Source organism: Bacillus xiamenensis, assembly GCF_000300535.1.
GTDB lineage: Bacteria > Bacillota > Bacilli > Bacillales > Bacillaceae > Bacillus > Bacillus xiamenensis.
Genome location: NZ_AMSH01000024.1, coordinates 35775 through 48769, shown reverse-complemented (window position 1 = coordinate 48769; position 12995 = coordinate 35775). Strand labels below are relative to the sequence as shown.

The 12995-nt window shown below is 41.2% G+C and carries 11 protein-coding genes; 5 read left to right on the top strand and 6 right to left on the bottom strand.

The annotated features are described in order from the left end of the window. Positions 1 to 58: 58 nt before the first annotated feature. Positions 59 to 1240: an ABC transporter permease gene (locus BA1_RS09675; protein ID WP_008358251.1), complete on the bottom strand. Its 1182-nt coding sequence runs from the start codon at positions 1238 to 1240 to the stop codon at positions 59 to 61. Next, entirely contained in the window at positions 1240 to 1980 is a 741-nt protein-coding gene (locus BA1_RS09670) for an ATP-binding cassette domain-containing protein (protein ID WP_008358249.1), read from the bottom strand. The genes BA1_RS09675 and BA1_RS09670 overlap by 1 nt, the downstream gene beginning before the upstream one ends. 160 nt (positions 1981 to 2140) lie before the next feature. Between BA1_RS09670 and BA1_RS09665 the strand changes: the two genes are divergently transcribed. Together BA1_RS09665 and BA1_RS09660 are read left to right on the top strand one after the other, a co-directional pair. Then, the gene (locus BA1_RS09665) at positions 2141 to 2842 is read left to right on the top strand and encodes a LytR/AlgR family response regulator transcription factor (RefSeq protein ID WP_008358248.1); all 702 of its coding nucleotides are present in this window, start codon (positions 2141 to 2143) and stop codon (positions 2840 to 2842) included. Between the two features lie 11 nt (positions 2843 to 2853). Further along, entirely contained in the window at positions 2854 to 3819 is a 966-nt protein-coding gene (locus BA1_RS09660) for a sensor histidine kinase (protein ID WP_008358246.1), read from the top strand. 36 nt (positions 3820 to 3855) lie between these two features. Here the strand turns inward: BA1_RS09660 and BA1_RS09655 are convergent, their stop codons facing one another. Continuing rightward, positions 3856 to 4785 carry an aldo/keto reductase gene (locus BA1_RS09655; RefSeq protein WP_008358244.1) on the bottom strand — a complete coding sequence of 310 codons (930 nt, stop codon included), beginning with the start codon at positions 4783 to 4785 and terminating at the stop codon, positions 3856 to 3858. Between the two features lie 630 nt (positions 4786 to 5415). On the opposite strand from BA1_RS09655, the gene BA1_RS09650 reads away from it, so the two are divergent. Further along, entirely contained in the window at positions 5416 to 6456 is a 1041-nt protein-coding gene (locus BA1_RS09650) for a DUF4352 domain-containing protein (protein ID WP_008358242.1), read from the top strand. Positions 6457 to 6509: 53 nt separating this feature from the next. Here BA1_RS09650 and BA1_RS09645 read toward each other — a convergent pair whose 3' ends face one another. The 3 genes from BA1_RS09645 to BA1_RS09635 form a co-directional block, all read right to left on the bottom strand. After that, entirely contained in the window at positions 6510 to 7595 is a 1086-nt protein-coding gene (locus BA1_RS09645) for an SEC-C metal-binding domain-containing protein (protein ID WP_008358240.1), read from the bottom strand. A gap of 193 nt (positions 7596 to 7788) precedes the next feature. Continuing rightward, entirely contained in the window at positions 7789 to 8727 is a 939-nt protein-coding gene (locus BA1_RS09640; protein ID WP_008358239.1) for a response regulator, read from the bottom strand. A 4-nt stretch (positions 8728 to 8731) separates the two neighbouring features. Then, a complete protein-coding gene (locus tag BA1_RS09635) occupies positions 8732 to 10018 on the bottom strand; it encodes an ATP-binding protein (RefSeq protein ID WP_008358238.1) in 1287 nt (428 codons plus the stop codon). Positions 10019 to 10536: 518 nt separating this feature from the next. Between BA1_RS09635 and BA1_RS09630 the strand changes: the two genes are divergently transcribed. Both BA1_RS09630 and BA1_RS09625 read left to right on the top strand, forming a co-directional pair. Then, positions 10537 to 11517 (top strand): glutaminase, encoded by a 981-nt coding sequence (locus tag BA1_RS09630; RefSeq protein ID WP_008358237.1) that lies wholly within the window; start codon positions 10537 to 10539, stop codon positions 11515 to 11517. Between the two features lie 33 nt (positions 11518 to 11550). Then, complete coding sequence (locus tag BA1_RS09625) at positions 11551 to 12978, top strand: alanine/glycine:cation symporter family protein (RefSeq protein WP_008358236.1); 1428 nt, start codon at positions 11551 to 11553, stop codon at positions 12976 to 12978. The last annotated feature ends 17 nt before the right edge of the window (positions 12979 to 12995 follow it).

The window sequence follows — 12995 nt, the reverse complement described above, 5'->3', positions numbered from 1 at the left end:
AAAAAGCTTGCAGACTTTGTCTACAAGCTGACGCCCTCTTCTAAAAGAGGGCGTTTATTTATTTCGCAAGCATCCATTTCTCTTTCATAAACAAGCTTCTCACGATGACAAACAGGATAACGACTAACAGCGCCGATGAGCCGAGCGTCAGGGCAATCGACATTGGGTCAACGATGCCAAACATCAATTGCTTGCATAGTGCGTGAATATTAAGGAATGGGATCGCAAAGTAATACGTATCTAGCTGCGTAGCGCCTGCTCTCATGGTGAAAAACATCGGAATCACACCTAGTGTAATAATCATGGACATGTACGATTGTGCTTCTTTCACTGAGCTTGAAACGACACTGAGCAGCAGTTCAATCATTGAGACCATGAATGAGAAGATAATTAATGCCACGAACATAACGCCGATGATGCTCCACACTTGATCTCCAAAGTTCAGTGCTTGTTTCAGCTTTTCTGTAAAGAGCAATGTAGAGAGCAGCAGCATGCCAATCGCCACAATGCCACTTAATATACCAAACATAGAAACAGCTAGCCATTTTCCAATTAAAAGCTGGAGTCTGCTGGCCGGTGTCAGGAATAAGGCTTCAATTGATTTTCTATCCTTTTCACCTGCTACGATATCAAGTGCAGCTGGTAAAGCACCTGAGATCACAGAGGTCACTAAAATCATTGGAAGGAGAATCGACAGCAGCATGGTAGTCACCCCGTTTTCTCCATCCCCGTCCTCTCCTTCTTGCACATCAACCGATTGCACCTCAAACGGATGAATCACTGACGATTTGATCTGATCCTGTGCTAAACGCTTTTCTACGACTTGATTTTGATATTGTTCAAGCAATGATTGCAGCATTTGAACCGCAATCACTGAATCATCATCTGTTGGATACCCATGGACTTTAATGGCAAATGAGGTTTGATGCTGAAGCATATCGTCTGCATCTTTCGGCATTTCTAGATAAGCATTCGCCTCACCGTCCTTAACGGCTTGCTGCGGGTCATCAAAGGTTTCAAGTTTCAGGTTTTTCACTTCTTTGATCATGTCATTCATATCAGACGGAAGCTTTTCATTGATTGCGACTGTATACGTTTTATCGCCTGGATCAGCGATCATGCTTTCGTAAAAAAACACGAGTCCGAGCATCGTCAAAAGAGGGATCAACACGGTTAAGAGCAGCGTTTTCCTGTCTCTGAGCGAATCTGTCATTTCTTTTAAAAAGACGGTTTTCCACATTATGCATTCCCCCTTGCGAGCTTCGACATAAAGATGTAATTCAAGTCTTCACTTTGTTCCTGTGCATATAATTCTGGAAGCGTTCCTTTGTACACAAGCTCCCCTTGATGAATCATCATGACACTGTCACAAAGCAGGCTGACTTCTTCCATGATGTGGCTTGAAAATAGAATCGTTTTATTTTGCTGTTTCAGCTGATGAATAAACTCTCTGAAAATATTACTCGATGTGATATCTAAACCGGTTGTCGGTTCATCAAACAAAATAATGTCAGGATCATGAATCAATGTTCTGGCAATCGCCACCTTTTGTTTCATCCCTCTTGAAAATCCTTTTACTTTGCGATCCATGTATTGCCTCATCCCGAACCGCTTTGCTAAATCCTCAATTCTTGCTTTGATTTCATGCTGATCTAAGCCATATAATTTCCCAAAGTATTCAAGGTTCTCTCGAGCCGACAAACGATCATAAAGCCCCGTCTCTCCTCCAAACAAGACCCCAATTCGCTTCTTCACTTCTGTTGCTTCTTTGACTGTATCGAAACCTGCAACATTCACGGTTCCATGAGTAGGCTGCAATAATGTCGCAACGGCGCGCAATAATGTGGTTTTCCCTGCGCCATTTTCTCCTAAGATGCCGACGACTTCTCCTTCCTTCACGGAGAACGTCATATGCTTCATTGCCTTTACGACTTTTTTCTTATCTGTAAACCAGCAGCTGCAATCGCTGAGAGTAATCATTTGGTTCGCCCCTTTCGACTATCTACGTCTATGATAGAAAAAATAAAGCGGACCTGACATAAAAATGTCGCGAAACGTCCTTTTTCTGTCTTGAAATGATCAATTTCAAAAAACAAATGGTAAAATAGACAAATAATAAGAAGAGTCATAGGTGATTTTTATGATAAAAGTAGGTCTTGTCGATGATTATCGAGTGGATTTAGAAAAGCTGCATGCCATCGTCGGCAGAATGGAGGCCGTTGACATTGCCTTTGTGACGCAGTCAGCCGAGGATGCATATGAGAAGGTCAAACAGGGCGGCATTGATTTGTTGTTTGCAGATATTGAAATGCCCGGCATATCAGGCTATGAATTAGCAGACCTTATTCACTCTCACGCACTGAATGTGGATGTTGTATTTGTGACGGGAAACAGTGGGTATGCTGTCCATGCCTTTGATTTGAATGTCCATGATTATATTATGAAGCCTTACCATGCCGATCGAATCGCCAAATCCTTAGAGCGCTACATGTCCACCAAGCAGGAGAAAAGCATTCATGGACGGCTTCTCATCAAGCAGCAGTCAGATATCCATGTGTTGCAGAAAAAAGACGTCATTTTTGTTGAACGTACGGGCAGGTCGACGACCATTGTCACAACAACAGGAGATATTCAAACGTATCAAACACTCAACGAGTTAAAGGGCGATTTAGCTGAGAAAGATTTTATCCGCTCCCACCGCTCGTTTATCATTAATATTCATTACATTAAGAACTTTTCAGCGTATGCCAAAAATTCATTTATCGTATCTTTTGAAGGTACTGATAAAAAGGCCATGATGACCAAGCAGCAATTGGAATACTTTAAGAAATACTACTTTTAAGGAGAACGAACGTGAACGCTTTCTATCTTGGATTTCGCATATATACGCTCATCTGGCTAGGTCTTGCCGTTCAAGCTGCCGCGACAGCTTTTCTGCCTTTGTCGTCAAGCATGGTGTGGCTTCTGACCTTTTGTATCATGTGCCTTTACACATTTTTCATTTACAAAAGGTTTTGGCTGGGTATGAGTGGTTACGTGATATTAGGCGCTTTTGTGCTCATCACCTGTTCAGGACTTTCACTTTTTCTCACGCACGGAAATGGGCTCAGCCCCCTTTTAACTGTTATCATCATTTTGACAACGGATCTCCTTTCCTTAAAGATGATGAAAACGGAGCACCATTTAAATGGACGGCTACAAGAGCTGACCAATGCTGAAGCGAGAACCAATGAATTGCTGCTTGAGCTGCGAAGTAAACACCATGAAACAGCCAGACATTTAAATGCTTTTTCCACGTCAAATGACGAGCATGAGATCAAGGATTTGATTCAGCATTACGTGAAATATGTCCCTTGGATCAAAGGGGAAAATGCTTATTTGGCCTCAACCCTTCATCCCTTTTTCCAGCGAGCTGAAAAAGAGGACATTGTCCTTTCACTCGATCTTCAAGCACCCTTTTCTTCTCTTCCTTTTTCTAAGGCTGATCAGGTGAGTTTTACTGGCAACCTGCTCGATAACGCTTTAGATGCCGCCATTGAAGCGAAGCAAGCTGGGAACGAAGGGAGCATCTCGATCACGACTTCCATACGGAGCGGGCTCTTTTTGATTCATTGTGAGAACAGTACAAAGGGAATGGAAAAACACGTATTAGATCATCTATTCAAAACATTTGGCCGCTCAACAAAAGGCGGTGATCATCAAGGAATGGGTACATATATCATTCATCAGCTTGTTAAAAAAGCAGACGGCACGCTTGATTTTACTTATCGTTCTCCAAATCTGCGGCTCGTGATCAAGATTCCTCTCACAATGGCATAAAAAAATAAGGTGCTGCTCGGCACCTTATTTTTTATGTTAAGAAAAGATTTGATTGATTTCGTTGATTTCTTCTTTTGTTAATTGAACATCGTTTGTTTTTAGGTTTTGCAAGACTTGCTCTGCTCGTTTTGCGCCAGGAATAATCGCATCAATGCCGTCCTGCGCTAATAGCCATGCCAGCGCTACGTGTGCCGTTTCTGCATGCTTTGCTTGTGCAATGGCCTTCAGCTTGTCTACTTTTTCGAGATTTTGAAGGAATGCATCACCTTGGAAAAGCGGGTTCTTTGCTCGAATATCATCAAATGTCGCATCCTTTGTAAATTTTCCAGTCAACAAGCCTGACGCCAACGGGAAATAAGGAATAAAGGAAATGCCATGCTCCACGCAGTATGGGAGAAGGTCTTGCTCGGCCTGACGCTTTAGCAGAGAATACTCTGATTGAAAGACGTCTAAGTATCCATCTCGGTTAAAGGTTTGAAGCTGTTCAAAATCAAGGTTTGATGCCCCAATTGCCCTGATTTTCCCCTCATCCTTCAATTCCTTTAATGTACCTGCCACTTCATCCAGCGGCGTGCGCCCGTCTGGGAAATGCATATAGTACAAGTCAATATAATCTGTTTGCAGCCTTTTCAAGCTGTCTTCGACCTGCTGCCTTAAGAAATCACGGCTATTATCAAGTTCAATTTGCCCGTTTACTTCTTTATGAGCCCCTTTTGTCGCAAGGACGAGTGTTTCTCTACCGCCTCTTTTGGCAATGATCTCGCCAATCAATTCTTCTGAACGGCCTAGCCCATAAATAAAAGCAGAATCTAAGAAATTGACACCTTGATCAAGAGCCGTTTCCACAAGCTCCCGACCTGCATCTTCACTTAGATTCGGAAATAAATTATGGCCACCTACTGCATTTGTTCCAAGTCCTATCGGATTCACTTGTAAATCAGTTCGTCCAAGCGTTACTTTCTTCAAACCCTCATCTCCCTTGGCTGTTTAATCACCCTTATTTTCCCACGAATCATTTTCAACATTCAAGTATCCTGCTCCTGAAAATCAATCTGGAGGTGGACGCTTCGAGAACAAAAGGTCGTATGATGGAGATAAACTAAAACAAAATTCTCCAAATGATCAGAACTGGAACGGGAATGCTGAAGCAAGCGGCTTACAGATTAAAGAGTAAAAGCATCGCGGACAAGCTATTTATTAGTATCAACGCATTTTGCAAAAGTGGCATGCACCAGACCGGCACAGGCTGTCGTCTTCGCTATCCGCCACCGCCCTGCGACATAATAACTACCTTTATTTCAAGATTTTTATACAAAAAACATTTAAAAACCACGATAAAAAGATAAAATAATCCTTATTAACCAGTATATTCAGCTTACAAAATTCCGTTTTTTATAGGAAAATGTGTAAAAATCTATCAAAGATAGGGACTAAAACCTATTCCTCACCGCAAATGAAATTCGATAGAATGAATAGTGCAAATCGTCATTAGGAGATTTTCCCCTCTAACACCCGAATATACCATTCTATCTGTTTCTTTTTTCTTAGTCAGATATGGGAAGGGAATGACGAAAGAAAAGCAAAGGAGCATCAACTGTGAATCTAAAGAAATTAAGCGCACTCCTCATGATTTCATTCGTGATGATCATCTCTGCGGCCTGCCAGAGCTCATCAAAATCAACCAACGCTGAACAAAAATCTACGAAAACAGCCGAGATAAAAGTGAATAGTTACGAATATACGTTACCAGAAGACACAACAACTACACTGCGTGACAATGAATTGGTGTTAAAAGTCAAAGTGACGATCACCAACAAAGGTGACAAAGCCCTTTCCTTATATAACTCTGATTTCTCTCTTTATCAGGACGATGCCAAAGTCTCCGATTTAAAATTCTACGGCAGTAAAGACCGCCTTGATCTAGGGTCTTTGAATAAAGGAAAATCACTATCTGGTGCTCTTTATTTCCTAGTAGATAAAGGCAAGAAATATCAATTCGTGTACCAAGACAGCATCAAGAAAAATAGTGATTCAATCGAAATTGCACTAGATGGCAACAAAATACTAGATACAGCAAAAAAACTGGATAACCCAGCAAAAGCGCTATCCGCTTATACTGATATCATTGTCTTTGACAAAAAGAACGATCAATTTTCTGAATTAACAGGTGACAACCAATCGGATATCGTCAATAAATATCATGAAATGTTTGTGAAAGACTTCAAGAGAAGTGCAAGCATATACGGAAATGAAGTGAGCGATCGTGATATCCTGTCCATGTACAAACGCATGCAAAACACAATGAAGGATAAAGCCAAAGTAGAAACAAGTGTGAAAACCATTTCAGATGACGAAGCGAAGGTTTCCGCTCAAGTAACAGGCATTGATGCCTCTAACTTAAAAGACAAGCTGGACAAGCAAAAAGATGAGTTTTACAACGGCAAGATTCGTTCGAAAGAAGAACTGTATAAGAAAATCTTGAAGATGTACGCATCTGAGTTCGAAAAGCTTCCTCCAGTCTCCAGCCCAGTTGAATATGAAGTGAAAATGAAGCGGAATGGGGACGACCAGTGGAAAATCGACCTCAATGATTATCAAACAGAGCAGTATATGAACGGCTTTATCAAAACAAGGTAATAAGAAAAGAAGACGCTGGCTCCCTAAAGGGTGCCGCGTCTTTTTCATTTACATTATACAGCCGCCTCTTGCTCTTCTTTGACCGCTTTTTCAATGTCTTTAAAACGGCTCGATACAGTAGACGCACTAACGCCATACTTTTTAGCCACTTGGGCTTGAGAAAGTGGTGCATCACTTGCAAGCGAATGAATATAATATTCGATTCCCGCAGCAAACGACGCTGCTTTACGGATCACAGGTGATTTCTGATCACAGTAAGCTTTCCAAACCGTTAAAGCGCCATCTGTGAGGCTTTGGTCACCGTGCTCTTTCATGCCATCTTCAATCAGTTTGGCTGTTTCCAGCTGAACATCACTTGCCCAGTTCATACGGTCTGCTGATAGTCCTGTACCGCCTTCTGTTGGAACAGACGCTTCCGTTTCTTCTACTTCTTGCTTCGCAAACATACGCTTCAGCACTTCAGGGAAGGCTTCTCTCATAAATGTGCTACGCGCGCCTCCATTTGCTTCGTGCGCTTCAACGAGCTGGCGAACCTGAAGAAGGAGCGTATCTGTAAACTCTTTCGCAAACATCGTATATTGAATGAAAAACTCTGCTTTTTCTCCAAACTGAACAGGAAAACCCAGAACAAGACTGCCCTTCTCTGGCAGTACCGTTTGATCCGGCTTCACATCAACTTCAACCTTCTGAGCTGTCACCATATTCTCGAAGAAAAGAGACTCATCCGTTTTTTCATTTAATAAAAGCAAAGATGGCTCCATGTTTGTCCAAGATTGAACCACCTGTCTTGTTTTCGGACGGGTAATATCCTCTGCTTTCTTTGTCAGAAATTCATGGAAGATCGTCTCTTTCTTATCTGTTAATGGGCGGAAGAAGATGCCCCATACACTCAAATGAAAGACTGAGATTTGTTGCGTTTCTTTATCCATATCTGCAAGAAAAGAAAACTCATTAATGAATTGATTAATCGCTCTCTGATGCTTAGAGAAGGCATAATTCATTAAATCCTTTTGAACTTGAACAGCTTCCTTAAACACAAGTTCAGACGTTTGTTCTCCGCCTGACTTTTGACCACAGCAATGTTTATATTTTTTTCCGCTTCCGCATGGGCAGAGCGCATTTCGTTTAATTTTTCCCAAAATAAAACCTCCGACATTCTAGTCTAACCTCACTATTTTAACAAACGATTGCATAGGAGAGTTTTATTTTCAAGAAAAAAGAAAAATCAGAATGATCGGATAAATAACAAAGACACCTACAAGAGCAAGACCGATCCTAGAAAAGAGCATCCTGTCTCTGTTTATTTTCTCCAATCATTCCAACAGATTTTCCTTAGTTCATTCCTTCGAATAATTGCTTGGCTTCAAAATAAAAAATTTGCACAAACTTCTTCGTATTGACCCTGCCTGTTGACCCTGCGGGTGAAGATGCCTTCTGCATTTCTTTCATTCTTTGGCTGACGTCGGTAAAATCAAAAAACTTTGACGCATAATGCTCAAACTTAGGATTCGAGAAATCTGTTAACCCTAGTGAAGCGAAATGGTTTAAGGAATGATGAATAGCTCGTCTAATTCGCTGCTCTGCTGCTTTCACTTCCCGCATCACTTCCACATCGGTCGCACCATGGTCCAGCTTTCTCTCCGCCGTTTTGATAAACAGCTGCTTGAGTGGAGGAAAATTGATCTCATGGGAATTGGCTGTCTGCGTTTCATGTAAGTAGATCAATATCTCTAGTAAATCCTTAGAGCCGCTCTCTCCAACAATTCCTAATTCAGATAGGAGGAATTCCCCTGCCTCTTTCATCGTTCTTCGCTTCGCCCCAGCGCCCGCATCATGAGAAATCACTGGCTCTAATGGCAGCACATGCCGAAGGGAAGCTTGAATATCATAAATGGATTTTTCCAGCTTCATACGCTCTATGACCTTTCGAATGACACTGACAATTTCAATTCGATTGACGGGTTTATGAATATAATATTCAATCCCAAGTTCATAGGCTTCTGCCATCATCTCTTTTGCCTCTACTTGAGAAATCATAATGACCTTGCCTTTGAATTCAGGGTGAATATGGCGTATTGTTTGAATACCATCTCTAGCTGGCATTAAAAGATCAATCAAAAGGATGTCTACTTTTTTCAGGTTCAATGAATGAGCTTCTAATCCAATTCCGTCATCAGCTTCATCCACGACCTCTCCCAAATCCTCATCCTCAATGATTTGACATAAAATCGAGCGTATTGCACGATCATCATCTGCAATGAAAAATCGCATACACTCACCCTCTCTGTATTAAATTTTGTATTGGAAGGACAAGCTGAAAAGCTGTACCTTTTGCTTCTTTTTGTTCAATCTTGATTTGCCCTCCAAGCTCTTGAACCAGCTCTCTCACGTAGGATAAACCAATCCCCGTAGACGGTGTACCATATGCATCAAATTTCGAGGTGTAGCCTGGATCAAAGACAACCTCTCTTAATTTCTCAGGAATACCCGGTCCATCATCTTCAACCCGAATCTCTATTTTATCATGACTGCCTTTTAATACGAGTGAGATGGCCCCGTTATCCTCTATTGCTTCAACTGCATTTGCCATTAAATTATTAATCAGTGATAAGAAAATGAACACATGATAATCATGCAAGTGAATGCCTCGTATATCAGATGTAAAAGTAATGTTCTTCTCTAGAGACAGCGCATATTTCTCTTGAATGCGGATCACAATTTGAACGAGCTCCTCAGCTCTCATATAGTCTTGCATATTTTCTTTTGAGATCAGCTTCGAAAGTCCAGCGAAAATACGCTGATTGTCCTTTTTAACCTCATGTATTTCTCCTGCGAGCTTCAACAGCTCCTGACTCACGTTTTTTCCTGCTTCGTGTTCATGCAGCACACGGTAAAGCCGGTATGATTCTTGCGTAATGTGTTCTGTATGATTTAACGTCTTCTTTAAGTGAACCGTTTCCTCATATAAATTCGAAATGACCATCATCATATGCTCATTTTGTTTCATGATTTGTTTCTCTCTTGATTGTGCCTCATACAGCCTCATCATATTAAAAAAGCTGATAACTACAAAGCTGTGAGCAAATGCAATGAGCACCATATCACTCAGCTTTGAAAAGGTGATTGTGGTATCAAACACTAAAAACTGTACAAACAGCTCGACAAAATCAGCAAGCAGCTCAATCATAAGACCAATCAGTCCAATAAAAATGGAGCGCTGCTTAAAACGTCCCGTACGGACAACAAAGAAAAGAAAAGCGTAAGTAAAGTAAAAAAAGAAGCTCGGAAATTGCTGATAAAACGACACAGCCAGATCAGCCTTTTGCTGAATCAAATCTAAGCCTACCCGAAAAAGGACAATGGCTGCGCCTGTTAACAATCCCGGCAGAAACGGTCTTGATTTTCTTAAGAGCAATAAACAAAAGAAAAACGCAGGTGCCCCAAAACTGATGCGAAATGTCTCGTTCACAGGATAAAACTTCAGCTCTCCTGCAAGCGGCACAATGACCACCATAAAAATTAAAATGAATGCGTCTTTTTTGACAAGCTGGTTTAAACTCAAGTGACTGACATCCCTTCCCCTGTTTGCATAGCCACAGTATACAAGGAGACTCTTTTCTTCACAATGAGCAAAAAAATAATTTTCACTGTGCCTTTCATCTCCAAAATCTTTTTTTATGACTATTCTCCGAGTCATCAAGGTGACCTTTCAGCTATTCTGTTCTTTGGTGATTGTCTACAATAATGGGAATTGTTTAGACAATTGTCGACATACCGATTTTTATTTGTAAGTTTTTCTGTAGATTTTCGTCAGATTGTGTAGTTTCCAAGATAAATTAAATGAACAATTTTAGTGAAACTATATGTAAGCGTTTTCTGAATTTTCACTAAAAACCCTTTTTGTTTTTTCGCCGCCAAAGCCTTCATTTGAACATATATTTAGGTGTAAAGGAGTGGTACAAGCAGCGCATGACAAGTTCATTGAAGATGTGTAACATGTTTTCGTGCCTATTTGATCGCATTTTTTGTCATCCGCCAATTCAATAGGGTACTTTTTTGATTTTTGATTGGAGGAATCGTATGAAAACAGAAATTTCTAATAATACACAACACGCATGCCAGCCTGCTGTTGATCAATGGGCAGAAGAAATACGTCCGTATTACAAAAACGGACAAAATGCTAGCTACATTCCAGCACTCGGAAAAGTGAATTCCTCTCAACTTGGTATCAGCGTGATAGGCCCAGATGGATCATCTGTACGTTATGGTGATTGGGACGTTCCCTTTACCCTGCAAAGTATCTCAAAAGTCATCAGCTTTATAGCTGCCTGCTTAGGAAGAGGCGTTCCTTACGTCTTGGATCGGGTAGATGTAGAGCCAACTGGTGATGCATTTAATTCGATTTACCGCCTTGAGATGCATAAGCCAGGGAAACCCTTTAATCCAATGATTAATGCTGGAGCTATTACCGTATCCTCCATCCTTTCCGGAAAGACTTCTACAGAAAAGCTAGCATATATTTTCGATTTAATCGAAAACTTAATAGGTAAGCGTCCTTCTGTTAATGAAGAGGTATATCAATCAGAATGGGCAACAGCGCACCGTAACCGGGCACTTGCTTATTATTTAAAAGAAACCAATTACTTAGAATCAGATGTCGAAGAAACGTTAGAGGTCTATTTAAAGCAATGCTCTATCGAGGTCACAACAGAGGACATCGCCTTAATTGGACTGATTATCTCAAGTGATGGCTATCACCCCTTTAAACAGGTCCAAGTCATTCCCAAAGATATCGCAAGACTAACAAAGGCGTTGATGCTGACATGCGGCATGTACAATGCGTCTGGTAATTTTGCTGCTTTTGTAGGCGTGCCAGCCAAAAGTGGTGTGTCTGGAGGAATTATGGCTTGCGTTCCGCCAAGCGCAAGAAGAGAATTCCCGTTTCAGACAGGCTGCGGAATTGGCATTTATGGCCCCGCCATTGATGATTGCGGAAATAGTATTACTGGTGTCATGATGCTGAAAAAGCTCGCCAAAGAGTGGGATCTCAGTATTTTTTAAAAAGAACAGTGATGAATTCGAAGAGGTGATGTTATGAACGAAAAAGCTTTGCTATCTTATTTAACACATACAAATGATTTTATTTGGACTTATATTGTCATTGCTCTGTTACTCGGAGTAGGGATTTACTTTACGTATAAATCACGCTTCCTCCAAATCAGAATGATGAAAGAAATGGTACTTGTTCTGAAAGAAGGAAGAAAAGAAAAAGAAGGCATTTCACCGTTCCAAGCATTCGCCATCAGTATGGCGGCACGTGTAGGAACAGGGAACATTACAGGAATTGCCATCGCTATTGCTGTCGGTGGACCTGGAGCTATTTTTTGGATGTGGGTCGTAGCCGTTATTGGTTCTGCTTCAAGTTTTGTTGAAAGCACACTGGCTCAGGTGTATAAAGTGAAAGATAAAACAGGGTTCCGCGGCGGACCTGCGTATTATATGGAAAAAGGGTTAAACAAGCGATGGATGGGCGTGTTATTCGCTATCCTCATCACCATTTCTTTTGGGATTGTCTTTAACTCGGTTCAATCTAATACGATTACTGTTGCTTTTAAAAGTTCCTTTGGTCTAGACCGTTTAACTGTTGGAATCATAATGGCTGTTATTTTTGCCGCCATTATCTTTAAAGGTATTCAAGCGATTGCAAAAGCATCTGAATATATTGTTGTTGTGCTTGCTGTTGCATACATCGGTATCGCATTATTTGTGATTGTCACAAATATCACTGAACTGCCTGGCGTCATCAGTACGATTGTGAATCATGCTTTCGGTTTTGAACAGTTCGCCGGAGGTACACTAGGCGGAGCATTATTACAAGGGATTAAACGCGGTCTCTTCTCAAACGAAGCCGGTATGGGTAGTGCACCTAACGCAGCAGCAACTGCTGTCACAAGCCACCCTGTTAAACAAGGCTTAATTCAAGCATTCGGCGTGTTAACAGATACGTTAATTATTTGTACGAGCACAGCATTTCTTGTTCTGTTTTCTGATGCGTATAAAACAACAAATTTGCAAGGGATTGAGCTCACACAGGCTTCATTAAGTCAGCATATTGGACCATGGGCTTCTGGATTCCTTGCAGTTATGATTTTCCTCTTTGCTTTTAGTACTTTAATTGGTAACTACTACTATGGAGAAACGAACATTGAGTTCCTTGGAGCGAACAAAATTTGGCTTAACATATATCGCGTCGCTGTCATAGGGATGGTTCTGTTTGGTTCCATCGCAAAGGTCGATCTTGTTTGGGGACTGGCTGACATATTCATGGGTCTCATGGTCATCGTCAACCTCATTGCCATCACCATGCTGTCTAAGGTCGCCTTTGCAGCACTGAAGGATTATATGAGACAGAAAAAAGCAGGCGAAGATCCTGTCTTCTATAAAAATGCCGTTCCGAACAATGAGAAAATCGAATGCTGGGACGATGAACCCGTTACGTTGAAAAAGAATCAAATCAGTTAACTAAAAAAAGCTCTGGT